Here is a 24,199-nt window from a genome sequence, read left to right as displayed (position 1 = left end):
CTCTAGGTATCTATAAAACTGAACAAATTACATCTATAATGATAAGTCAAATGTAAATTGTAATTAGGCTAATGATGGAAAGTTAAATTGATTTTGAGAAAAAGGAGAATTAATAATTTAAGAATGTTAAAGGAGTATAGTAATGAGCAATATTGAATATTTAGATGAAGAAGAACAGTTTAAGGAAATCCTTAACAACGAAGAAATAAACCGAATAAAAGATCCGAAGCTTAGAAATATTCGGTTAAAATATTGGAACTTATTACACAAAACTTTTTTAGATGAGCACAAAATGCCAGACAGTATGATTGAACAAGAAATTGAAAAGATTAAAGCAGCAGAGATAAAAGAATTTGAAGAATATAGACACTATAATAAGAAGGGGTAAAAGATTATCTTTTTATGCCAAAACAAAACGTAAAGGGAACAAGTGATGTTCCCTTTGTCTCTATACCCATTTAACTAACAATGAAAAGTGAAATTACGATTAATATGAGTTTTTTATAAAATATAAGAGAGCTCACGAAAAATACATAAACATTAACAAAATAATGAAAGGATATTAAAATGGTGAAAGGTGTATTTCAAATAAATCTTGATACTGATGTTTTGGGTAAATTAAGAAATACAGTAAATGAGCAGCAAAACATTTCCTATAATAAAAAGTACGGTAAACACCGTGCATAGGATAAAATTTGCGCAATAATGGATAGGCTTGATGATACTGTTTATTTTTTAAATGAACTAAAATTAAATACTGGAAAATACAAGGGGAGTGCGTTTGATTTTTATGACTTTATGAATAATGCAGCTGTGGTTATAGATTGTGTAAAAGAGTTGGTGAAAGTTTTTAATGTGGACGATGATAAAATCAAAAAGTCAACAGAGATTTTTAATCAGTTTGGTAGTGACGGGAAAAGAACAGATGAGAAATATTTTGAATACTTACGTTCTTTATGTTCAGTTCATCCAGTAGAAACAAGTCGACACAGAAGATATCAAGCTAACGATTTTGAATGTAGCCCATATGTAGTTTGGAATGGCGGAATGATATGGCGTAATGATGATTGTGATATTTATGCAGTTGTCTATACAAGCAAAGATGGAGATAGCAACAAAAGAGTTCAGATATATATATTACAAATATTTGAATATGTTAAAACAAGATTAGATTTTGTTGCAGAAATAACAAATGCTATTGACAAATATCAAAAGCAGGCTATTTTTGATTTGAAGAATAGACCTATAAAAAAAGAAAAAGAGTTTGATAATTATATTGATTATCTAAGAAATCTAGACAAAGAGTTGAAAGAACGATATGATTCAGAGGTTTTTTATTCATTTGATTACATTATTAGTTTATTTGAACTTAGGTTATCAAACCCACAAAACCAAGATAAGATGAATTTATATCTAAATGCATTCAAATACGCTATCGCATTTGAACATAATAGTATGCAAAATATGAGTTATGAGGGATTTGAAAATAACGGATTGTTGTATCCTAAAAGAAATATAGAAACATCTTTATATATTGAATTGCACTCACCTAATAGCGGAAGTAACGAACGAAGAAGATATAACTACGATTTGGAGAAAATTGATTATTTGAGTTATGATTATGGCTATGGAAATAAACAATGGGCGTACACACAATTAAAGGAAGCATATATTTTTCTGGAAAAATACGTTTCTTTTCAGGGTGCTAAGAGTGATTTTGAGAATTATGCATTAGTTCAAGTGTTAATGGTAATATAAAAATACCCACTTATGGGATTAAAAAATCCCCACCTATCTTTAAAAATATTGTCCTATGTAGTTAAATTATTTTAACAAGTACATAGGAGGAAAGGATATGTTGGGGATAGCAATGCATACAACAATTGAAACACTTTATAAAAAAGGATTGAATAAGTCTCAAATATCAAGGATGTTAAAAATTGATAGGAAGACTGTAAGAAAGGTTTTGACAGCAATAGAAACCGAAGGTGAGGTTATTAAAAAGACTAGGCCATCAATTTTAGATCCACATAAGGAATATATTCAAATTCAAGCAAATAAAGGCCTGACGGCCAAAAGAATACATCAAGACTTAATAAGAGATTTTAACTTTGATGGAGGTTATGACACTGTTAAAAAATATGTTAAAACAATAAAGGATATCCCTTCTAAGGTATACATGGTTCTTCATTCGCAGCCTGGTGAAGAAGCTCAGGTAGACTTTGGTTATATAGGGACTTTAAAAATAAATAACACATATAAAAAAGCTTGGATCTTTGTAATGACATTAAGCTATTCAAGGTATATGTACGTTCAAATAGTATTTGACCAAAGCGTTAAGACCTTTATTGAGTGCCATAAGGCTGCTTTTAAGTATTTTGGAGGCATCCCACAAAATATAAAAATTGATAACTTGAAGGCTGGTATTTTAGAAACCGACTTCTATGAGCCTGTAATTCAAAAAGAATATGCTGTATTTGCATCTTATTATGGATTTTGGGCGGAGCCCTGCAGAGTTTATACTCCTACGGATAAAGGAAAAGTTGAATCATCTGTTAAATATGTAAAAAATAATTGCTTTAAAGGAAGAGAATTTAAGGATGCTGACGAAGCAAAGACTTTCCTAAAAGAGTGGCTTGATAATATTGCAAATAAAAGAATACATGGAACTACTAAAAAAACACCAATAGAAGTATTCACATCTACAGAAAAGAATAGATTATCATCCCTACCAATTGAGGACTTCGTCCTATCTCACAGCAGTGAGTGTCTTGTAAATACAAACTGCCATATCTCCTATAAAGGTAATTACTATTCTGTACCTTATGGGTTTATCGGACAAACTGTTAAAGTAATAGAAATGAATGGACTTTTAAGGATATTTTTATCCGAAAAAGAAATCGCCCTCCATAGTTTGCAGACCAATGAAAAGGGCAACTTTATAACAGATATAAACCACTATCCTAGAAGTAAGAATATCTCTATTAAGGACATTTTGTCAAGACAAAAATTAGAAATGAGTGAAATAGGAATTCATGCACTGGAATTTTATGAGAAATACTTAAATACCAATCTTAAAAATAGAAAATATGACTATAGAGCAATTTCTGGAGTACTCTCTTTAAGAAAAAAATATGATAGTGGAACTATAAATGAAGCCTGTAAAAGAGCTATAACATTTAATGCTATAAGTTATAAAATGATAAAAAACATCTGTGATAAAGGTGTAGTTTGTGATGAGATACCAGCCCAAAGCTATGTTAACTCTGAAGCTACAGAAATCGCAAGAAGTTTGCATGAATATAATAAATTACTATCAGGGGGAGTAGGAAAGAATGAATGATTTACTTTTATCTAAACTAAAAGATTTGAAACTCTCAGGGGTGATTAAAACCATCGATATGAGGAATGAAGAAGCCATAAAAGATAATTTATCTTTCATGGAGTTTATTGAGTTATTGATAAATGACGAGGTATTAAACAGAAAAAATAATGGTAATACTAAGAGAATTTCTAAGGCAAAGTTCCCACAACATAAATCTTTGGAAGAATATAATTTTAATTATCAACCTACGGTTAATAAAAGATTTATTTATAATTTAGGGACTTGTGAATTTATAAGAAAAAAAGAGAATATAGCATTTATTGGCCCACCCGGAACTGGCAAAACTCATTTAGCGATAGCTTTAGGTTTTAAGGCTATCGCCCAAGGATATAATGTTCTATTTACTACAGTTAACCAAATGCTCGAAGAGCTGTATATGTCTAGAGCAGATAACTCTTTTAACTCAAAAATAAAGAAGTACATATCACCAGATTTACTAATATTAGATGAGCTAGGTTTAAAAAAGCTCACACAAAGCAATGTAGATGATTTTTATGAAATTATCGCTCGAAGATATGAAAATGGCTCTATTATCATTACTACAAATAAGGTTTTTGATGAATGGGGAAGGATTTTTTATGATCCAGTTTTAGCTACTGCTATCTTAGATAGATTCATACATCATTGCCACTTTGTAGTTATAAAAGGTGAGAGTTATAGGATGAAACAAAGAGAAAGTATATTAAAAGAAATCTCCTGTGACGAAAGTCACAAATAATTTTTTATCTAAAGTGGGGAATTTTTAGTCCCATTTTTGAGGAATTTTTATTGACAATAACAGTTCAAGTGGCATTGTATTTAGACTGCTTAGAGAATAAGTGCACAATTAATAAGAACATTCCAAATGACTTAAAATATCGTACAAGACTACTATCTGATAATGAATGGAAGGAATTATTTTCGGATAAATAACATCCAATTATCCATATAATCGGAAACTGGGATAACTAGGGAAAAGATAATTAGATGCTTAATGAATTTGGAATGTGATATAGTGAACCTTATAAGTGGACAACCTAAAAAAGAAAGAGAAAAATCATAATATTATTAAGTCAAAATATTATACAGTATTTTATGTAAAAGTGGTAAGTTTCATATTTTTCTTGTTATAGTATGGTAAGATAAAAACACTTATATAGCTAATGAAAGGACAGTGAATAAATGGAACTAGTATATATTTGGATTCCGAAGTTTAAAAATATTCGAAATCAATCATACAACTTTGATAACTTATATTATTTCCAATTTAATAAAAAGAGTAAAAAACTAAAAATAAGTAAGAGAGAAAAAGTAGAACCAAATAATTTTTTTGTAAAAAATAAAGGTTATTCATTGGGAAAGATAAGAAATGTATCTGCAATAATAGGAGAGAATGGTAGTGGTAAAAGTGCTATATTTGAATATATAAAAGACGTTATTGCTCCATTTTTTTCACAGGAAGCAGTACAATTTCAAGAGCTTAAATCATCCATATTAATTATAAAGGAAGATTTCAAGTACAAAATTTTTAACTTTAGCAATACTAAGGATATAATACTTGAAGGATTTGATTCGGTTAATATTGATTACAGTTATGAAAATGTTACTTCGATAACGCATGGAAAGAAGTTTGAAGGTAATTGCAAATTTGTTTTCTATTCAAACATTTTTGATTCCAAGATTCCGTATAATACCTGTAATAATTTGGTAGATATTTCTACAAGTAATCAAATCTGGAATAACAATAGGTATCGTAGTATTGAGATAGAAAATCAAATAAATCTAATATCAAGTGACGTTGGAATAAAACTACCATTTAAATTACCTGATGTAGTCGAGTGTAGACTAAACTATAATTTCTCACTCACCTCTATTGAGCCTCCTATGCCTAATAATTATATTGAATTTGAGCGTTTGATATATGAGATTTACAAATCAAAATATGAAATCGAAGATGTTGAAAAAGTATATGGTAGAGCATACTCTAGGGGAGCTCATCCTGTAGATATTTATATTCCTTCACATGGAATTGCAATAGAAAGTTATTTTAATACAGTTGAAGAAAATATAGTATCTGGTATAAGCTTAAAACTTAAAAATCAATTAGAATTTTTTAATGAATTTTTAGCGAATAAGCATGTCTCACCTGAAGAAATTAAGTTTGCTCTAGTAACTAATGTCAGAAGGAGGACAAAATATGAGCAAAGGATAAACGTGCTAATTCATAGGTTACAGAGCAAATATCCATGGAAAATAGAATTACTTTATTGGGAAGATATTATAGAATTGATTTATCAAGATGAGGTGATTTTACAAAAATACTATAGTAAATGGAGTGTAGATAAAAAGATCATTTTTAACCCAAAAGAATACATAGTAAAGAATATTAAACTAAAAGATTTTATAAATAATTTTTATAAAAAGAAGCCCAATTCAGATATCATTAACATTATTAAACAAGATATATGCATTACATATTTAATTACATACTATAGGTTAAATCAAGAAATATGCGAGAATATTCTACAAGTACATTCTGATATCTTTAATGTTGCATACGATAATAATGATATTATTAAAATAATAAAGGAATTTTTTAGATTAATAGAATCTTCTAGCGAAAAATATAACAAACTTCAAATTAAAAGTGAATATGAAAAATTATGTGCATTTATTGATGCTTTTGATAAGCTAACGAGCAAAAAAATAATATTTTTTAAAAATAACAACCTTAATATTATGTATAACAAAAAGCATACTACAGGCAGTTTAAGAGAGTTATTGTTCAAAATGCGTATTAGTGAAGATGTAGAAGAATATTATATTGAATTTTTCAAGGCATATCGAAATTTAATATCATTAGAAGGTGAAATTTTAAATATTATCCAATTCGATTGGTATGATATGAGTTCGGGCGAAAAAGCAATGCTTAATATTTTTTCAAGGTTTTACTCAATTACTAATTTATTGAGGGAGAAGGATAAGGAACTTATAATTTTAATCGATGAAGGTGAATCATACTTTCATCCGGAGTGGCAACGAATCTATTTAAATCTTTTATTAACGGAGTTTCCCAAAATTTTTAAGAACAAAAACATTCAGATAATATTATCATCGAATTCGCCATTTGTAGTTTCTGATTTACCTTGTATAATGAACTCATAGTAAATTCATTATACTTTTCCTTTCTTAAAGATAATTTACTATAATAACATAAGACGCTGTGGATTAGTTTTTTTACATATAGCTAGACTATTTAAATTAGGATATAACCACAGCTTTATGCTTATTTGTTAATTAGTTAGATAACGCATGACGTTTTATATAGAGCAAGGATACATTTAGCATAAAGTGAGTGGAACATAGCGGACTAAACTATAAGGAGTGTTCTTATGATTTATATTGGAATCGATGTAGCTAAAGAGAAGCATGACTGCTGTATCGTTGATTCAGATGGTGTTATTATTAATGATTCTTTACGTATATCCAATTCTCGTGAAGGCTTTGAATTGCTTTATTTCTCAATTCTTTCCTCTCTGCCTGACAAGGATATTTCTAACGTAAAAATAGGACTTGAATCAACAGGTCATTATAGCACTAATCTCCAAAACTTCTTGTATGCTAAAGGTTTCAAGCTTTCTATTCTCAACCCTTTAGCTACAAATCTTTTCCGTAAGGCTCAAACCCTTAGGAAAACTAAGACCGATAAAACGGATGCATTAGTTATTGCTAAAATGCTCTTTTCTGATGATACAAAATCCTATTCACCAGTATCATATCAGATTCAAGAGCTAAAGTCACTAACTAGACATAGATATCGTTTAATCGGTTATAGAGGAAAATTAAAAATATCAATAACAAGACTAATAGATATCATGTTTCCTGAACTACCTAAATACTTTTGGTCAATTCATCAAAATTCCTCTTATTGCCTCCTGTCGGAGTTACCTGGTCCGCAGGACGTGGCTAATTGCCATCTCACTAAGCTTACTAGTATTCTAAGTAAGGCTTCTAGGGGCAAATATGGAAAAGATAAAGCTACCGCTTTAAAAGAAGCCGCTAGGCATTCAATTGGAACTAGCACAAAATCTTTATCTTTTGAATTACAACAAACTATTAGGTTAATTCAATCAGTTCAAGCTGAGATTGATGCTTTAGACCTTCAAATAAAAGAAGTTGTTACCGAGATTAATTCTCCAATAATGAGTATTCCAGGTATCTCATATACTCTAGCAGCTATAATACTTTCTGAAATTGGAGATATAGAGAAGTTTACAAGCCCAGCTAAACTTTTAGCATTCGCTGGATTAGATCCTTCTACATATCAATCTGGTAAATACAGTGCTTCTCATACACCGATGGTAAAACGTGGCTCTACATATCTCCGTTGGGCTATACTTACTGCATCTAGAACTGTTTCAATGAGAGATTCAACCTTTGCATTATACTTATCAAAGAAACAGTCAGAAGGTAAGCATTACTATGTTGCCATGAGCCATGTTGCTAAAAAGCTTATACGTGTTGTATTTTATCTTTTAAAAACCAATACCACATTTATTCCACAAATGTAATCCTGACTTTTTAAAAAAGGCAACTAGGTTGCTTTATTTGTCATGCACTTTTTTAAGAAACTAAAAATATAACTTTTCTTTTAAAATTACCTTGACTTCATATAGTTAGTCTAATAGTCATATTATTTTTTTAAGAAAAGGTCCTAATGGAGAGTCAAACGTTAATGAGAATTTTGATAAATTAACATTTGGGGCTAATATTTATGAGCTATTAGCACACTCATTTTTTCTTCAAAATGGATTTATAGGGGAGTTTTCAAAAGAGTACATTCAAAAAGCCATAAATGTTCTATATAAAGATAATGCTAACGCTGCTGAAATAAAGAATAATGAAGATTGGCTTAAATTCATAGTTAATGAGGTAGGAGAACCGATAATAGCTATGAAATTGCGTGAAAAATATAAGGAGATATCAAATGATAAGGATTAAAAAAGAAGGAATGTACAATATTAGTAAGCTACATTATGACGGAATTAGAAATTGGATTAGTGATACTTTGCAGTTTTATTTAAATGTATTTGAAATAATTGGACATAAAATTCAGATTAAAGAATATAAAAGAAACTTAACTATGTTTACACAAGAAAGTACTTTGAAGACTAATATTGAGATTTTATTGAAGATTAAATTGAAATCTGAAGATAGCATCGAGAGTGTATTGAATAATATTTCAACAGATATATTTCAAGAGAGCTATATTAATAATGCTGACCAGTACGTTGAAGTATTAAAAGAAATACAAAAGGTTAATAAAATTATAATAATGGCTAGACCACGTAGATTGAAAAACTTGTATATATATCTAATAAATAAGTATCCAGGATTTGTAGATAACGTAGTCCCTGTAGAAAATACATTTGATAAAGTTTTTATATGTGAACTTAATAAAATATTTGAGCAAGTATTTAATTATTCAAAGTTTACAAACAAAAAAGGCTTTAGGTATGGAAAGCGTTTATATTGGGAGGCTTATGATTTAACAGAACAACTAGGGATTAGAGTTTGTCCGTATTGTAATAGATTATATATAAATTGTATTGTCACAAAAAATGAGAAAAGCTACAAAATCAAGAAGATTACAAGACCGACACTGGACCATTTTACAGCGCAATCTGAGTATCCAATATTTGGACTATCCTTTTATAACTTGATACCTAGCTGTGGAGTCTGCAATTCAAGTATTAAAAATGTGAAGAAATTTTCAGTGGAAACTCATATTCAACCATATATAAATGAGTTCGGTGATGATGCAACTTTTAACTTTTCTTTTGTACCACATGCAGAGTTAAAAATTAATAAAGATTTGATTGCAATAGAAATTAAGGTCAATGAGAAGTCTTTATTATTTGATAAAATTAATAAAAGTATTTCTGATTTAGAGCTTAGAGAAATTTATAAGGACCATGCTAAAGATATAGTGGAGTTAATAGAAAACAGAATGAGCAAGTGTAATGATGTACAAATAGATGCATTAATTAAATTAACTAATGGAAAGCTAACCCGTGATGAAATTCTTGATATGTATCTTGGAAAAGAGATAAGTAAAGACAGAATTATAAATACTTGTTTAGGAAAACTTAAAAATGATATAATCAAACAACTAAAAAGAATTAAAACGGATCAAATGCCCAAGATAAGCTAGTAAAGGGAGCTTATCTAAAATTTGCAATAAAGATTTGGTGATATTTTAAAATTATGTTAAATGCATAGATATAACTCATTGTTTATCTATGATAATTAGAAAAATCAAATATTTATGTGAGTATATACATTAGTTAAAAAACACTTAAAAAGTATAATATAATAAAGACGACAGTCATACGAGTTATAAACTATTGAAAAATGACTTAAAAAAATCCTAAGTAAAAAAAGTCTATGTTATAACTGTTACGGAGAACCGGTGCGGCTGAGCAAGGTTGTGTAATTTAAATGGTGGAAATCCATTCTGAAAAGATTAAGTCAAATCTCTACACGTTGAAGTGAGAAGCTATTCTATTTAAAAAAACACTTTAAAAACAAACTAGCTTCTCACTTCCACTAAAAGAGAAAATATGATAGAAAATGGGCTAGATTTAGATCTTTTAAGATTACAGATAGCGCCTAGGTACCTGGAACTCGATATAAAGAAGGTCCATTTTCATTAATCCGCCCAGAGGGCGAAAATTACATTTTATCTTAATTTATTTCTATAAAGTTTAATTAATATGTTAGCAAAATGTTAGCAAATATAACGAAAAAGGACTTTGGATAATCTATCCAAAGTCCTTTAACCGTTAATATATATGGTGCCGAAGGCGGGACTTGAACCCGCACGCTGTTGCCAGCGATGGATTTTGAGTCCATTGCGTCTGCCGATTCCACCACTTCGGCGCATTTAACGAATATTATCTTATCATATTAAAGTATGTAAGTCAAGTTTTTTATTGATAAAGAGGATTCTTGGCCTCAGGTGGAGTTTTTTTCTCCAACTGAAGCTTATTAACAGAATTCTTAGGAGTTTTACTCCTTAGAAGTCGTTATCCTTTAGGGGAAGCCCTTATCTAGGGACGTAGCAGCCGTTATCTCCCACTTTAGAAGTGGGAGTATTACGGATGGTAGTCATCAGATAAAAGGAAATTATTAATAAAGTTTATGGTAAATATTTACATAAAGTTCCTTTTGAGTTACAATTAACTGGAGAATTAAAAAAAGGAGGTCATAATGAGAAAAAAAATTAAATTCAGTTTTATTATGGTAATCCTTATTTTTTTTAATATAAATAGTGCTTCAGGAAAAATTAAAACAGGTGATAATTTAATTGATGGTGTAAGGGCAACAGTTATAGATATCTTATCTAATAGTGAAAAGGAAATTATAGAAGGAAATAGGGATTTAAAGGTCAAAGAGCAAAAAGCGGAAGTGCTTATAACTTCTGGGAGTTATAAAGGAGAAAAATTAGTAGTAGAAAATATAATAGATGATTCTATTGAAGACAGTTTTATACTAAACAAAGGAGACAATATATTAATTTCAATTGAAGAGAAGGATGGCAAAATAGCAAAAGCATATATTTATGAATTTGTCAGGGATAAATATTTAGTATATTTGACAGTTTTATTTATTGTACTAATGATTGCCATAGGTGGATTTAAGGGATTAAAGTCTGTACTTACCTTAACACTTACAATTATTATTACAATAGGAGTGCTGCCCATTCTATTGATTAAAGGATACAATCCTATAATAGCTTCACTAGCAATTTCTTTTGTAATTACAATAATAAATTTAACCACTATAAATGGATTCAATAGAAAAACTATTGCTGCTATTATTGGAACAAGCGGAGGCATTGCTGCCTCAGGGGCAATAACATTAATTATGAATTCCGTTGCTAAACTTTCCATATATGGAAGTGAAGAAGGGCAAATGATGATATACTCTCCGCAAAATATAAACCTTGATTACAGGGGATTTTTATTTTCAGCAATTTTAATAGGTGCGCTAGGAGCTTTAATGAATATAAGCATGTCTATAGCTTCAGCTATGAAACAGATAGAAGAAGTAAATCCTAATGTAAGTACATTTAAACTTATAAAATCAGGAATGAGTGTAGGACGTGATATTATGTGCACCATGTGTAATACATTGATATTAGCTTATATAGGAGCATCTTTATTGTCTGTTACTATGTTAATTACATATAATGTTTCTTTTTTTCAGATCATAAATCAAAGTTTTATTGCAACAGAGATTGTAAGAGCTTTAGCTGGCAGCATAGGATTAATAGCTACTATACCTATTACTGTAATTACTTCAGGAATACTTAGGAATAATGAAGTAAAAAGAAATTTAAGAATATAATAAAAGACTCTATAATAAAAAACGCCAGATGACTGGCGTTTTTATGTTAATCTCCATCTAAGATATCTCCAAGAAATCCTAGGGCACTTCCTTCTCCTGTACGTTTTCCTCCAATATGTGGTGCAGCAGAAAGTACTCTATCAGCAAGTCTGCTAAATGGAAGAGATTGTACCCAAACGGTTCCGGGACCTGTTAATGTAGCGAAGAATAGTCCTTCTCCACCAAAGAATGCAGATTTTACTCCACCAACAAATTGAATATCATAATCTACATCTCTTGTCATGGCTACAAGACATCCAGTATCCACTTTTAAAGTTTCTCCTGGCATAAGCTTCTTCTCGAATATAGTTCCTCCAGCATGAATAAATGCTAAACCATCTCCTTCAAGTTTTTGAAGGATAAAACCTTCTCCACCAAAGAAACCTACTCCAAGCTTTTTCCTAAAATCAATTCCTACAGATACTCCTTTAGCAGCACATAAAAAAGCATCCTTTTGACAAATTAGTTTTCCGTTAAGTTTGCTTAAATCCATTGGAATAATTTTGCCAGGGTAAGGTGAAGCAAAACTTACGCTTTGTCTTCCTATACCAAGGTTTGTAAACATGGTCATAAATAAACTTTCACCTGTAAGTACTCGTTTACCAGCACCAAAAAGCTTGTTCATAAATCCGCCGCCTTGGTTATGAGAACCATCTCCAAAAATAGTTTCCATTTGAATACTAGAGGACATCATCATCATTGCACCTGCTTCAGCAATAACGCTTTCATTTGGATCTAGTTGAATTTCAACAAATTGCATATCATCACCGTAAAGAGTGTAATCTATTTCGTGAGCATTCATGTAAAAACCTCCTTTAAATATACAATTATATTTTAGCAAATTTATCTAAAGAGAAATAGTTAATATATTAATATTTTGTTTTAAATTTATTAAATATAATTTATATTTACCCAATTTTGTTGATATAAATGCGGAAAATAGGTAAACTAGATATAGCAACTATGCGAAGAAATGGTGATTTAATTTAATTTTGGAGGACTAATATGAAAAAAGATAGATTGTTAATACTTGACGGACATAGTCTTATGTATAGAGCGTTTTTTGCACTTCCTCAATTTACAAATACGGAAGGAACACATACTAATGCTATATATGGCTTTATAAAGATGTTATTAAAGATGAAAGAAGAAATAAAACCAGATTACATAGTAACTGCTTTTGATAAAAAAGCTCCTACCTTTAGACATAAAGAATACGAGGATTACAAGGCTGGTAGAGAGAAGATGCCTTCTGAACTTAGAGAACAGTTTCCAATACTAAAAGAGCTTTTGGAAATGCTGGCTATAAATATATTTGAAATAGATGGCTTTGAAGCAGATGATTTAATTGGGACTCTATCTAAATATGCTGAAGAAAAGGAAATTGAAGTTTATATTGTAACAGGGGATAGAGATGCATTGCAACTTGCTACAGATAACGTAAAAGTAGTTATAAATAAAAAGGGTATGAGCGAAAAAGAAATATACGATAAAAATAGGATGATAGAGGAATTTGGAGTTACTCCCACACAATTCATTGATGTTAAAGGACTTATGGGAGATAAGTCCGATAATATACCAGGGGTACCTGGAGTGGGAAGTAAGACTGCCTATAAGCTTATTAAGGAATATGGAAGTATTGAAAATTTGTTAGAGAATGTAGAGAGTGTAAGTGGAAAAAAATTAAAAGAAAATCTTATTGAAAATACAGAACAAGCTATATTCAGCAAGAAGCTTGCAACAATAATGACTAACGTTCCTATAGACATTGATTTAGATGATATAAAATCTAAAGAGGCTTATGATGTTAAAGGAGTCAAAGAACTATTCAAGAAGTTAGAGTTTAAATCACTATTAGAAGTTTTAGATGATGATGGCAGTGATGCAGCTGAGACAGATGCTGCAGCTGAAGCTTCACAAGAAGAGGATGAATTTAACTATATAATAATAGACTCTTTGGATCAGTTATCAGATTTAGTTAAAAATATGGATAGTATAATCTATCTACAATTTAAATTTTCAAATCAAACAATTTTCTCAAAGGTTCAATTTGAGAAGATTTACTTGAGAAATAATGAAAGTGTATATTGTATAAATGCAAATAGAATAAGAGAAGAAAATAGTGAAGAGTTTTTTAGAATGCTAAAAGATATTTTTGAAAATGAAAAACTAAAAAAAGTATGTCATGGCAGTAAAATGGCTTATGTGGTTTTAAACAAAAATAATATATCATTTAAAAATTTAGCATTTGATACAAAAATAGCAGCTTATTTAATAGAACCATCAAGTAAAGAGTATATACTAAGAGATATAATTGAATCAAAACACAAAGTTAACTTTACAGGGGAAGAGGAAAAGGTAAGAGCAAAAGAAACTTACTATATGAAGGAAGTATTTGAAGAGTTAAGTGAAGAAATACAAAAGTTAGGAATGAATAAGCTTTTGTATGAAGTAGAATTGCCTCTTATAGAGGTTTTAGGCTTCATGGAGACAAGAGGATTTAAGGTTGATAGAGATAAGTTAGAGGAAATAGGAAAGAAATTTAAAGTGGAAATAGAATCCCTTGAAAAAGAAATTTACGCTTTAGCAGATGAAGAATTCAACATAAAATCTCCAAAGCAGTTAGGTAAAATCTTATTTGAAAAGCTAGATTTACCAGCAGTAAAGAAGACAAAAACTGGTTACTCTACAAATGCTGAAGTACTTGAAAAGCTTAAGAGCAAACATCCTATAATTCCTAAAATAATTGAGTATAGACAAATTACTAAACTGGATTCAACCTATGTGGAAGGATTAAAAAATGTAATTGATGAGGATGGAAAAATACATTCAAGCTTTAATCAAACAGTAACTACTACAGGAAGATTATCAAGTACGGAGCCAAATCTTCAAAATATACCTATAAAATATGAGATGGGTAGAGAAATAAGAAAAGTTTTTGTTCCAGAAGAAGAAAATTGCGTTATATTGTCAGCAGACTATTCGCAGATAGAGCTTAGAGTTCTTTCTCATATTGCAAAGGATGAAAATTTAATAGAAGCATTTAAGAATCATGATGATATCCATACTAAAACAGCATCAGAAGTGTTTAAGGTTCCAATTGAAGAGGTTACCCCTTTAATGAGAAGTAATGCTAAGGCTGTAAACTTTGGTATAGTCTACGGGATAGGGGCTTTCAGTCTTGCTGAGGATATAAATGTTTCTAGAAAAGAGGCACAACAATATATTGATGCATATTTTGAAAGATACCCTAATGTAAAAAAATATATAGAAAATGTTATAAAACAAGGACAACAAGATGGATTTGTAACAACCATAATGAATAGGAGAAGGTTTATACCAGAAGTACAATCTAAAAACAAAATGATAAAAGCTTTTGGTGAAAGACTTGCTATGAATACACCTATACAAGGAAGTGCTGCAGATATTATAAAGTTTGCTATGGTTCACGTGTATAAAGAACTTGAAGATAGAAAGCTAAAAAGTACTTTAATATTACAAGTTCATGATGAACTAATATTAAATGTATACAAGGATGAACTAGAAGAAGTTAAAAAGATTGTAGTAGATGAAATGGAAGGTGTAATGGATCTTTTAGTACCACTAGAAGCAGACGTAAACGTAGGAAATAATTGGTACGAAGCTAAATAATAACGGGGGGACGTACATGATAAAAGTTGGCTTAACAGGCGGCATTGGAAGTGGTAAAAGTACCGTATCGAATATTATTAGGGAAAAGAACATACCTATTATAGATGCAGATATTATCGCTAGGGAAGTTTTAGACATATACCCTAGTATAGTAGATAAAATAAAGATTAGCTTTGGAGAAGAATTTATAGATCATAATGGAAAACTAAAAAGAAGAGAGCTGGGAAATTATATCTTTAAAAATGAAAGCTTAAGAAAAAAACTTGAGGATATAATTATACCCTATATAAAATGTGAAATATTTAAAAGGTTGGACCAATATAATAAATTAGGAAAGAGATTATGTATCGTAGACGCCCCAACTCTAATAGAAAATAACATTCATAAGGAGATGGATGTTAATATTCTAGTTTGGGTACAGGAAGACATACAAATACAAAGAGTTAAACAAAGGGATCTTTTAAATGATGAGCAAGTTATAGATAGAATAAAATCTCAAATTCCCCTTGAAACTAAAAAAGAACAAGTGAATTTTATAATAGATAATAGCGGGGATTTAGAAAAAACAAAAGAACAATTAAATAAAATTATTACAGAAATAGAATCTCTAGGGGAGTAGAAATGAAATTAAAAAAAAGAAAACTAATATTTGTAATTTTAATTATAGTATCTCTAGTTGCAATTAATTTTAAATCTATAGGAAGAATGTTTTATCCACTTAGTTATGAAACTCACATAAAAAAATATTCAAAGGAATATGATATTAATCCATATTTAGTAGCAGCAGTAATTAAGGTTGAAAGTAATTTTGAAAAAGAAGCTATTTCTAAAAAAAATGCACGAGGATTGATGCAGTTAACCCCTTCTACTGCAAAATGGGCTGCAGAAAAGATAAAAATTGATAATTTTGATGTGGCTATGTTATTTGATCCAGAAACCAACATTAGAATGGGATGCTGGTATATAAATGATTTAAGACGAGAATTTGGTCCAGATATGAAAATTTTGCTAGCTGCATATAACGGTGGAAGAGGTAATGTGAAAAAGTGGCTAAAGGATGAAGAACACTCTAAAGACGGAAAAAATCTTGACTACATACCATTTAAAGAAACTGATGAATACGTGAAAAAAGTCGAAGTTAATTATAATATATATAAGTATTTATATGGCGATGAGGGGAGTTTTTATCAGACAACAAAAATGGTTCTTTCTAGGTTTTTTAAGTAAAACTATTGACAGTATATATTAAGGTAGTATAATAATATACGTAACTAAATAATATATACTATGCAGGAGTGGCGGAATCGGCAGACGCGTGCGTTTAAGGGGCGCATACCGTGAGGTGTATGGGTTCAAGTCCCATCTTCTGCACCATAAAAAAGCAGCTAAACGTAATGTTTTAGCTGCTTTTTATTTTAGCCTCTGTTTTAAATGAATGTCGATTTTTACATTCATTTAAAACTTTCCATTAGTAGGTTAAGGATGTTTTAAAGATTGTTGAGTTCATTAATAATGAGAAATTATAATTCTTATTTAGTATAACAATTGTAGTGTTAAGAACCTTCATTTGTCTGAGCTATGCGAGTTAATGAAGGTTTAGCTACAGTTGTTATACTAAATTTAGAATTATTTTCGATATTATACGAAATCAACAATCTCTTAAAACTTAGCCTTAATTTATGTTTGAATTATTTAGTAAATAGATTAAAATATAATTAATGAATAACAAATTTCTTTATAAGTAATTAGGAGGGAATATGGATAAGTATTTAATAATAAATACTCAAATATTACCTGATGTTTTTCAAAAGGTAGTTCAGGTAAAAGAGTTATTAAAAGTGGGTAAGGCGAAGGATATCACTGAGGCAGTTAAAGCTGTTGGCATAAGTAGAAGTTCTTATTATAAATATAAAGATTTTGTGTTTTCAGTTGCGGAAGGTACTCATGTTCAAAAGGCAACTATAAGCTTTCTATTATCACATAAAGCAGGTACTCTATCTAGAATACTTGATAGAATTGCACAGGTTAATGGCAATATACTAACTATAAATCAAGATATACCAGTAAATAATGGTGCTAACGTAACAATTACATTAGATATATCAGCTATGAATGTTGATTTAAATAATTTTATTGAAGAAGTTAAAAATATGGATAATGTGGTTAGGATTACACTAGTGGCTATGGAATAATTACAAAAAAATAGTATTCAAAATAAAAGCATATGCATACCCTATTAATGTAGCAATTTATTATGGAGGTATGTATATGGAATTTAATACAGAAGATAGAATGGATATAGATATTGACATGGATGAGGAATATGACATGGTTCCTATGCCAATGTATATGCAGGAAGGAATGCCTGGAATGGAACAGCCAGGTATGATGGAAATGACTCCTGAGATGATGGGATTTCCAGGTATGATGGGGGCTCCAGGTATGATGGAAATGACTCCAGAAATGATGGGAGTTCCGGGAGTTATGGGGGTTCCTGGAATGATGCCGGGCGCTATGGGAGTCCCTGGATTAATGCCATGGGCGATGCCACCAGGAATTCCAGAAGGTATGCCAGGAATGATGTATGGCCCAATGGGAATGGAAGAAATGATGCCTAGAAAATTTTCAGGTATGAATATGATGGAAATGGAAGAGGACGAGTATTCTAATAGAGAAGACGATCTTAATGATGATATGAGGAAAGAAAAAGACTATGGACCTCTAGAAATCAATAGAATACTCATGAAGATTGAGAGATACAATCCAGGTATATTCAGATATTTGAGAATGTATGGAATGTCTTATAAGGCTGCTAGAAGATTTATAAAAAAGATAATTAAATTAACTCTCATGTATTACGAGGACTAATAAACTGCTTGTACTTATAAGAATAACCTTTAAGTTAAAAACTTAAAGGTTATTCTTTTTGAAGGAAAATTTTTATTGACGTAGAAATAATTAATAGAGGTGTAACTTATGTTTGATATTAAATTAAAGTTTAATGAAATAGAGATTGTAAGTATTGAAAAAGAGGATTTACTTAATATTTATAAATGGCTTAAAAGTGAAAGTGAGTATATGAATAAATATGACATGGAGTTAGTAGATGAGTTACAATTTTATGAGAGATTTTTAGAATATTATGTTAGCGAATGTGAGTTTTTTTTAAAAATAAATCAATGCAATCAATTAATTGGAATAATTAAAGGTAGAATAGAGTTTAAAAATCCAAATGAGGTATGGATAACATATTTTATTTTAGATAGTAATGTAAGAAATGCCGGCTTGGGAAGCCAAATATTACAAGCTATTGTTAAATATTTTAATAAAGATTTTGGCATAGTAAACTTTTATGCTAAGATAGAAGAATTTTCTCAATCCATTAATTTTTGGAAAAAAAATAATTTTTCAATCTTAAAAATTTATAAAAACTTAGGAACAGATATAAAAGCTATATTAAAAAGGAGTAAGTAAATAATTAGTGAAAATGAGATTTCTGAAATTATTGACAATTCTTTATTGTATGTAATATAATTAAAAACAGGTGTTAATGTGTTAATAATTTGTAAATATTAGAATCAAATGACATAATGGAAAGACCTAATGGAAACGTTAACAATACTAGCTTAAAGGAGGAAAGAAAGTGCAGACTATTATTCGCAGAATTATAACTTCTTTTGTGTTCATTTTTATAGTAGGTGTTGTGATCTCTATAGAAAGTTATGAAGCAAAAGCTGACGTCGGAGTTCAATCATCCCAAAGCATAAATGTTCGTTCCACAAAAATTGAAAGTAATAAGGTTATAAAAGTTCCACAAAAAGAAACAGAAAGACAAAAGTTATCTAGAGGCAGTAACGGGGTATCAAGTACACTAATCGAATATTCTTACAAACATTTAGGTAAACCCTACGTATGGGCAGCTTCAGGACCAAATGCCTTCGATTGCTCAGGATTTACTTCCTATGTGTTTGGTAAATTTGGATATTCATTACCACACTATACAGGGGAACAAGTTACAATGGGTAAATCTGTATCAAGGAATAGTTTAAAAGCAGGAGATTTAGTCTTCTTTGATACTACAGGCTCTAATAGCCATGTTGGAATATACATAGGAAGTGGAAAATTTATTCATGCCTCATCAGGGCGAAAAAAAGTAATGGTTAGTGATTTAGATGAATCATATTACGATTCTAGATATTCAGCGGCAAGAAGGATAATAAATTAAAATAGTACATATTAAAATCTCAATCATATATGATTGAGATTTTTTTATTCTAAAAATAGTATTTGTTAAATAGTATTAAAGTAAAGATAAATTGTTTTATAGGAGGAAGAAGATGAGATATACTAGATATGATTTGAAAAGAAAAAAAAGCAAAAGTATTTTTTTTGTATTATTAATATTAGGTATACTGGTGCTAGCCTTTATTTCAGGATCTATAATATCAAACTTATTTATAAAAGATATTGGTAATGATAGTAGTGGTAAAAATAATATAAAAAATAATGATCAAATTAAAATAAATCCTAGTAATAAGGAAGAAGATAAAAAAAATATAAAGGATATAAAAGGGTTTGTAGTTATTCAATGTGGTGTTTTTACTAATAAAAGTAATGCTGAAGCTTTAAAAAATAAGCTAATTTCATTTGGAAATCCTTTCATAGTAGATGAAGAGGGTAAGAGTAAGGTGATTTTAGGTATATATTCTGATAGTGAAGCAGAACAAGTTATAAAAAAATTAGAGGATAGTAAAACTGAATTTTCAAAGTGGAATTTAAGCATAGACTATAATAATTTATGCAATGCTCAAATTGCAGAAATCATTGATGCACGTTTACAAATAATTCATAAGCTTACAGAAGATAAAGTAAAATCAGTGCAAACTAAGCAAATAAAGGAATGGTCAACTACTTTAAAGGATATTGATAAAAGTAGTACAAACTATGATGTATTTAAAAATCTACAAGAGGACATTAAAAAGCTGCCAGAACAAATAACTAAGGAAGGGGTAGAAGATAATAATATATATCTATATAAAAAAATAAGTGAATTAAAATAATTAATTAAAAAAGCATTCAGAAATATTAAAAAAATATTATTTGAATGCTTTTTAATATTAAATTAAAATTCATAAATTTTATAAGTATATGGACTTGTTTATGCTTTTATTAAATGTTAAACTATATAAGATAAAAAGGTTAAGAGAGGTTTATTATGGTGAGGGGCAATGGAAAAAACAGTTTTCTAATCTTTATAATACTACTAGGAGCGATAAGCGGAAGCTTTATAGGAGATATCTTAGGACGTAATGTAAAAGTATTGAGCTTTTTAAAAGCCACACATCCTATTGGGACTTCTAGTCCATTTGTATTAAATCTAAAAGTGGTTGATTTAACTTTTGGAATTAACTTCTATATAAATATAATGACTATAGTTGGTGTGATTTTGGCAATATTATTATATAGAAAATACTAGGAGTGATAATATGGATTTTATTTTAGCATCAGCTTCTGAAAGAAGAAAAGAGCTATTAAATCGTCTTACGAATAAATTTGATATAATTGTAAGTGATTTTGATGAAAATCAAGTAGCATTTGAAGGTGATTGCAGCGAATATGTAATTAAACTTGCCAGGGGAAAAGCTGAAAATGTATCAAATCAATTGAACAGAGATGCATTTATTATAGGATGTGACACAATAGTTGCCTTTAAAGATCACATATTAGGAAAGCCAAAAGATGAAATTGAAGCATTTAATATGTTAAAGTTATTAAGCGGTAATATGCACCAAGTATACTCTGGAATTGCAATTGTTGATACAAAATGCAAAGATGTTAAAACAGACTATGTCTGTACAAATGTTCAATTCTCGTCTCTCACTGATGAGGAGATAAAAAAGTACATAGCCACAGGGGAGCCTATGGATAAGGCTGGTGCCTATGGCATTCAAGGATTTGGAGGAGTTTTTGTAGAACAAATCCAAGGAGACTTCTACAATGTAGTAGGTCTTCCTTTAAATAAATTAAAGTATATGTTTAGGGAGATGGGGGTAAATCTATAAAAGGGAGTAGTATTAATGAAAAATACTTTTAAGATTATGGATTTACCACAAAATGAAAGACCAAGAGAAAGACTTTTAAAGTATGGTGCAGAGATTTTATCAAATAGTGAATTGTTAGCTATTATTTTAAGAACTGGTACTACAAACGAGAATGTAATGAGTTTAAGTAGCAGAGTATTAAAAGAAAGTGGTGGACTAAATGGACTTCTAAGATTATTACCTGAAGAAATTATGACTTTAAAGGGTATAGGAGTTGCAAAAGCCTCCCAAATAATAGCTATGGCAGAGCTTTCAAAAAGATTTAAATCTTATAAGTCTGGAGAGCAATATAAGATAACACAGCCTAAAGATGTTGCTGAATTAGTTATGGAAGAGATGAGATATCTAAAAGAAGAGCACTTAAGAGTTGTTATGTTAAATACAAAAAATATAGTTATTTCTGTAAAAGATGTATCTATAGGTAGTCTTAATTCTTCTATTGTTCATCCAAGGGAAATTTTTATTGAAGCTATTAAAAAAAGTAGTGCATCTATAGTAATATGTCATAATCATCCTTCAGGAGATCCAACTCCAAGTGCTGAAGATATAAGTGTGACTGAAAGAATAAAGGAATGTGGAAAACTTCTAGGGATTGATTTGATTGACCATATAATAATTGGAAATGGTAATTATATTAGTTTAAAAGAAAAATGCGTATTGTAGGCTAGCGTCGAAAGGAGAAATGATCGTGGGATTTTTTGGAATAAATAAAGACATGGGAATAGATTTAGGAACAGCTAATACATTAGTTTATGCTAAAGGTAAAGGAATTGTTTTAAGAGAGCCATCAGTTGTGGCAATAAATAAAATTACAAATAAAGTTTTGGCTGTAGGAAATGAAGCTAAACAAATGATAGGAAGAACACCGGGAAATATAGTTGCAATAAGACCTTTAAAGGATGGGGTTATTGCAGATTTTGATGTAACTGAAGAAATGCTTAGACACTTTATAACAAAAACATGTTCAAAATCAGCTTTTACTAGTCCAAGAGTAGTAGTATGTTTCCCATCAGGGGTAACAGCTGTTGAAAGAAGAGCTATAGAAGAAGCAAGTAAAAGAGCTGGTGCAAGAGAAGTTTACTTAATGGAAGAACCTATGGCCGCAGCAATAGGAGCTGGATTACCTGTTCATGAACCTACAGGAAGTATGGTTGTAGATATTGGAGGAGGTACTACTGAGGTTGCTGTTGTCTCACTTGGTGGTATTGTAACAAGTAAATCACTAAGGATGGCTGGGGATGATTTAGATCAAGCGATTATAGCTTACATCAAGAAGGAATATAGCCTAATGATAGGTGAAAGAACTGCAGAAAATATAAAGATGGAGATAGGTTCGGCATATCCAACTGAAGTATGTTCAGATGAGATAAAAGAAGGCGAAAATCTAGAAGAAGGTGTAAGCCTAGAAAAAGAAGAAGCAGCTCCAAGTGGAGAAAGAACTATGGAAATAAGAGGAAGAGATCTTATTACTGGACTTCCTAAGGTAATAGAAATAAGTGAAGTTGAAGTTAGAGGAGCTTTAAAAGAACCAGTAGCTGCTATAATAGATGCTATTAAGACAAATCTTGAAAAAACACCGCCTGAACTTGCTGCTGATATAATGGATAAAGGTATAATGCTTACTGGTGGAGGAGCATTATTAAGAGGACTTGATAAACTTATTAATAAAGAAACACATATGCCAGTACACATTGCTGAATCACCTCTTGATTGCGTTGCAGTAGGCGCAGGAAAAGCTCTAGATAATATAGATAAAATGGGCAGGAAGTAAAAGAGTAATATGACATTTTTTAAGAATAAGCTGACAGTAACTGTTATTGTACTGTCAGTTAGCTTTTTAATTTTAATAGGTTATACCGTAAAAAGAGAAAAAATGTCTGCTGCAGAAAATGGTGTTGGTGTTATTTTAAACTCAGTACAGGGCGTTGTGTATAATTTTAATAATAAGGTAAAAGAAAGTATTAGTTTTATAGTTAACTATAAGGATATAAAAAAAGAAAACAGCGATTTAAGAAAAGAAAATACAGAATTGAAAGATAAGTCTCTAAAGTATGATGCTTTAAATAATGAAAATGAAAGACTTAGACAAATGCTGAATTTTAAAACTCAAAGATCAGAATATAGTTATCTTGGATGTGATATCATCGGCAAAAGCGGAAATAATTGGCTAGACGGATTTATTATAAATAGAGGATCAGACGATGGTGTTAAGGATAGAATGATAGTTGTAACTGGAGAAGGTTTAGTGGGACAGGTAACCTCTGTAGGTACCAATTGGTCTATTGTACAAACATTGGTAAATGAGAACATAGCTGTAGCAGCTATGTTGAATACTACCAGAGAAAATGATGGAGTAGTTAATGGATATAGAGATGATAATGATAAACTTTTAGCAAAATTAAATTATCTTCCATTAAACTCAAAGGTTAAGGTAGGAGATATGGTTTTAACTTCTGGACTTGGTCAACTGTATCCCAAAGATATAAAAATAGGAAAAGTTATTGCGATTGAAGAAGATAAAGGTAAATTAATTAAAAATGCATTAATTGAGCCAAGTGTAGATTTTAATAAGCTTGAAGAGCTTTTTGTGGTAATACCTAAAAATGATAGGGAAGTTAAATATTAAGGTGAG

Annotated in this window: 23 protein-coding genes and 2 tRNA genes; 23 read left to right on the top strand and 2 right to left on the bottom strand. The window is 30.1% G+C overall.

All coding sequences use genetic code 11. From position 1 onward, the window contains the following. Positions 1-142: 142 nt before the first annotated feature. The 8 genes from ACWW38_RS03625 to ACWW38_RS03590 all read left to right on the top strand — a co-directional run bounded on the left by ACWW38_RS03625 (position 143) and on the right by ACWW38_RS03590 (position 9,578). Entirely contained in the window at positions 143-388 is a 246-nt protein-coding gene (locus ACWW38_RS03625; RefSeq protein WP_456259446.1) for a hypothetical protein, read from the top strand. A gap of 317 nt (positions 389-705) precedes the next feature. Next, a complete protein-coding gene (locus ACWW38_RS03620; RefSeq protein ID WP_456259445.1) occupies positions 706-1,758 on the top strand; it encodes a hypothetical protein in 1,053 nt (350 codons plus the stop codon). Positions 1,759-1,870: 112 nt separating this feature from the next. Further along, complete coding sequence (gene istA / locus ACWW38_RS03615; RefSeq protein ID WP_456260407.1) at positions 1,871-3,343, top strand: IS21 family transposase; 1,473 nt, start codon at positions 1,871-1,873, stop codon at positions 3,341-3,343. Continuing rightward, positions 3,336-4,103, top strand: coding sequence for an IS21-like element helper ATPase IstB (istB, locus tag ACWW38_RS03610; protein WP_456257365.1), 768 nt, complete (start codon positions 3,336-3,338; stop codon positions 4,101-4,103). The genes istA and istB overlap by 8 nt, the downstream gene beginning before the upstream one ends. Before the next feature lie 50 nt (positions 4,104-4,153). Beyond that, positions 4,154-4,297 (top strand): hypothetical protein, encoded by a 144-nt coding sequence (locus ACWW38_RS03605; protein WP_456259444.1) that lies wholly within the window; start codon positions 4,154-4,156, stop codon positions 4,295-4,297. A 249-nt stretch (positions 4,298-4,546) separates the two neighbouring features. Then, positions 4,547-6,529 carry a hypothetical protein gene (locus ACWW38_RS03600; protein WP_456259443.1) on the top strand — a complete coding sequence of 661 codons (1,983 nt, stop codon included), beginning with the start codon at positions 4,547-4,549 and terminating at the stop codon, positions 6,527-6,529. Between the two features lie 227 nt (positions 6,530-6,756). After that, the gene (locus tag ACWW38_RS03595) at positions 6,757-7,935 is read left to right on the top strand and encodes an IS110 family RNA-guided transposase (RefSeq protein ID WP_456257925.1); all 1,179 of its coding nucleotides are present in this window, start codon (positions 6,757-6,759) and stop codon (positions 7,933-7,935) included. 416 nt (positions 7,936-8,351) lie between these two features. Then, the gene (locus ACWW38_RS03590) at positions 8,352-9,578 is read left to right on the top strand and encodes a hypothetical protein (RefSeq protein WP_456259442.1); all 1,227 of its coding nucleotides are present in this window, start codon (positions 8,352-8,354) and stop codon (positions 9,576-9,578) included. A gap of 641 nt (positions 9,579-10,219) precedes the next feature. Here ACWW38_RS03590 and ACWW38_RS03585 read toward each other — a convergent pair. Further along, positions 10,220-10,306 (bottom strand) — tRNA-Leu (locus ACWW38_RS03585). Positions 10,307-10,636: 330 nt separating this feature from the next. Between ACWW38_RS03585 and ACWW38_RS03580 the strand changes: the two genes are divergently transcribed. Next, on the top strand, positions 10,637-11,776 hold the full coding sequence (locus ACWW38_RS03580) for a YibE/F family protein (RefSeq protein WP_456259441.1): 1,140 nt from the start codon (positions 10,637-10,639) through the stop codon (positions 11,774-11,776). A 46-nt stretch (positions 11,777-11,822) separates the two neighbouring features. On the opposite strand, the gene ACWW38_RS03575 is transcribed toward ACWW38_RS03580, so the two are convergent. Next, positions 11,823-12,617, bottom strand: a complete 795-nt coding sequence (locus ACWW38_RS03575; protein ID WP_456259440.1) for a TIGR00266 family protein — start codon at positions 12,615-12,617, stop codon at positions 11,823-11,825. 203 nt (positions 12,618-12,820) lie between these two features. Here ACWW38_RS03575 and polA point away from each other — a divergent pair, with 203 nt between their 5' ends. From polA to mreC, 14 genes are all read left to right on the top strand, one after another. Next, complete coding sequence (polA, locus tag ACWW38_RS03570; RefSeq protein WP_456259439.1) at positions 12,821-15,466, top strand: DNA polymerase I; 2,646 nt, start codon at positions 12,821-12,823, stop codon at positions 15,464-15,466. Positions 15,467-15,482: 16 nt separating this feature from the next. Beyond that, entirely contained in the window at positions 15,483-16,085 is a 603-nt protein-coding gene (gene coaE / locus ACWW38_RS03565) for a dephospho-CoA kinase (RefSeq protein WP_456259438.1), read from the top strand. 2 nt (positions 16,086-16,087) lie between these two features. Then, positions 16,088-16,693 carry a lytic transglycosylase domain-containing protein gene (locus tag ACWW38_RS03560; RefSeq protein WP_456259437.1) on the top strand — a complete coding sequence of 202 codons (606 nt, stop codon included), beginning with the start codon at positions 16,088-16,090 and terminating at the stop codon, positions 16,691-16,693. Between the two features lie 62 nt (positions 16,694-16,755). Further along, positions 16,756-16,840, top strand: a tRNA-Leu gene (locus ACWW38_RS03555). A gap of 383 nt (positions 16,841-17,223) precedes the next feature. Then, positions 17,224-17,658 carry an ACT domain-containing protein gene (locus ACWW38_RS03550; RefSeq protein WP_456259436.1) on the top strand — a complete coding sequence of 145 codons (435 nt, stop codon included), beginning with the start codon at positions 17,224-17,226 and terminating at the stop codon, positions 17,656-17,658. Between the two features lie 76 nt (positions 17,659-17,734). Next, the gene (locus ACWW38_RS03545) at positions 17,735-18,334 is read left to right on the top strand and encodes a hypothetical protein (RefSeq protein ID WP_456259435.1); all 600 of its coding nucleotides are present in this window, start codon (positions 17,735-17,737) and stop codon (positions 18,332-18,334) included. 108 nt (positions 18,335-18,442) lie between these two features. After that, positions 18,443-18,940: a GNAT family N-acetyltransferase gene (locus tag ACWW38_RS03540; protein ID WP_456259434.1), complete on the top strand. Its 498-nt coding sequence runs from the start codon at positions 18,443-18,445 to the stop codon at positions 18,938-18,940. A 169-nt stretch (positions 18,941-19,109) separates the two neighbouring features. Beyond that, positions 19,110-19,691 carry a C40 family peptidase gene (locus ACWW38_RS03535; RefSeq protein ID WP_456259433.1) on the top strand — a complete coding sequence of 194 codons (582 nt, stop codon included), beginning with the start codon at positions 19,110-19,112 and terminating at the stop codon, positions 19,689-19,691. Positions 19,692-19,803: 112 nt separating this feature from the next. Further along, on the top strand, positions 19,804-20,526 hold the full coding sequence (locus ACWW38_RS03530) for an SPOR domain-containing protein (protein ID WP_456259432.1): 723 nt from the start codon (positions 19,804-19,806) through the stop codon (positions 20,524-20,526). Positions 20,527-20,684: 158 nt separating this feature from the next. Next, positions 20,685-20,942: a DUF4321 domain-containing protein gene (locus ACWW38_RS03525; RefSeq protein ID WP_456260413.1), complete on the top strand. Its 258-nt coding sequence runs from the start codon at positions 20,685-20,687 to the stop codon at positions 20,940-20,942. 10 nt (positions 20,943-20,952) lie between these two features. Further along, positions 20,953-21,528 (top strand): Maf-like protein, encoded by a 576-nt coding sequence (locus ACWW38_RS03520; protein WP_456259431.1) that lies wholly within the window; start codon positions 20,953-20,955, stop codon positions 21,526-21,528. A 15-nt stretch (positions 21,529-21,543) separates the two neighbouring features. Next, positions 21,544-22,230, top strand: coding sequence for a RadC family protein (radC, locus tag ACWW38_RS03515; RefSeq protein WP_456259430.1), 687 nt, complete (start codon positions 21,544-21,546; stop codon positions 22,228-22,230). Between the two features lie 25 nt (positions 22,231-22,255). Then, positions 22,256-23,338, top strand: a complete 1,083-nt coding sequence (locus ACWW38_RS03510) for a rod shape-determining protein (protein ID WP_456259429.1) — start codon at positions 22,256-22,258, stop codon at positions 23,336-23,338. A gap of 9 nt (positions 23,339-23,347) precedes the next feature. Continuing rightward, positions 23,348-24,193: a rod shape-determining protein MreC gene (gene mreC / locus ACWW38_RS03505; protein WP_456259428.1), complete on the top strand. Its 846-nt coding sequence runs from the start codon at positions 23,348-23,350 to the stop codon at positions 24,191-24,193. Positions 24,194-24,199: the final 6 nt, after the last annotated feature.

The organism is Clostridium sp. JNZ J1-5 (genome assembly GCF_053901425.1).
Note: the sequence above shows the minus strand (reverse complement) of the source record. Positions and strands in the feature narration are given on the sequence as shown.

Bases quoted from the DNA above. Each gene is read 5' to 3' on its own strand.
- ACWW38_RS03625 (WP_456259446.1), top strand. From the start codon at position 143: ATGAGCAATATTGAATATTTAGATGAAGAAGAACAGTTTAAGGAAATC.
- ACWW38_RS03620 (WP_456259445.1), top strand. From the start codon at position 706: ATGGATAGGCTTGATGATACTGTTTATTTTTTAAATGAACTAAAATTA.
- istA (WP_456260407.1), top strand. From the start codon at position 1,871: ATGCATACAACAATTGAAACACTTTATAAAAAAGGATTGAATAAGTCT.
- istB (WP_456257365.1), top strand. From the start codon at position 3,336: ATGAATGATTTACTTTTATCTAAACTAAAAGATTTGAAACTCTCAGGG.
- ACWW38_RS03600 (WP_456259443.1), top strand. From the start codon at position 4,547: ATGGAACTAGTATATATTTGGATTCCGAAGTTTAAAAATATTCGAAAT.
- ACWW38_RS03595 (WP_456257925.1), top strand. From the start codon at position 6,757: ATGATTTATATTGGAATCGATGTAGCTAAAGAGAAGCATGACTGCTGT.
- ACWW38_RS03590 (WP_456259442.1), top strand. From the start codon at position 8,352: ATGATAAGGATTAAAAAAGAAGGAATGTACAATATTAGTAAGCTACAT.
- ACWW38_RS03580 (WP_456259441.1), top strand. From the start codon at position 10,637: ATGAGAAAAAAAATTAAATTCAGTTTTATTATGGTAATCCTTATTTTT.
- ACWW38_RS03575 (WP_456259440.1), bottom strand. From the start codon at position 12,617: ATGAATGCTCACGAAATAGATTACACTCTTTACGGTGATGATATGCAA.
- polA (WP_456259439.1), top strand. From the start codon at position 12,821: ATGAAAAAAGATAGATTGTTAATACTTGACGGACATAGTCTTATGTAT.
- coaE (WP_456259438.1), top strand. From the start codon at position 15,483: ATGATAAAAGTTGGCTTAACAGGCGGCATTGGAAGTGGTAAAAGTACC.
- ACWW38_RS03560 (WP_456259437.1), top strand. From the start codon at position 16,088: ATGAAATTAAAAAAAAGAAAACTAATATTTGTAATTTTAATTATAGTA.
- ACWW38_RS03550 (WP_456259436.1), top strand. From the start codon at position 17,224: ATGGATAAGTATTTAATAATAAATACTCAAATATTACCTGATGTTTTT.
- ACWW38_RS03545 (WP_456259435.1), top strand. From the start codon at position 17,735: ATGGAATTTAATACAGAAGATAGAATGGATATAGATATTGACATGGAT.
- ACWW38_RS03540 (WP_456259434.1), top strand. From the start codon at position 18,443: ATGTTTGATATTAAATTAAAGTTTAATGAAATAGAGATTGTAAGTATT.
- ACWW38_RS03530 (WP_456259432.1), top strand. From the start codon at position 19,804: ATGAGATATACTAGATATGATTTGAAAAGAAAAAAAAGCAAAAGTATT.
- ACWW38_RS03520 (WP_456259431.1), top strand. From the start codon at position 20,953: ATGGATTTTATTTTAGCATCAGCTTCTGAAAGAAGAAAAGAGCTATTA.
- radC (WP_456259430.1), top strand. From the start codon at position 21,544: ATGAAAAATACTTTTAAGATTATGGATTTACCACAAAATGAAAGACCA.
- mreC (WP_456259428.1), top strand. From the start codon at position 23,348: ATGACATTTTTTAAGAATAAGCTGACAGTAACTGTTATTGTACTGTCA.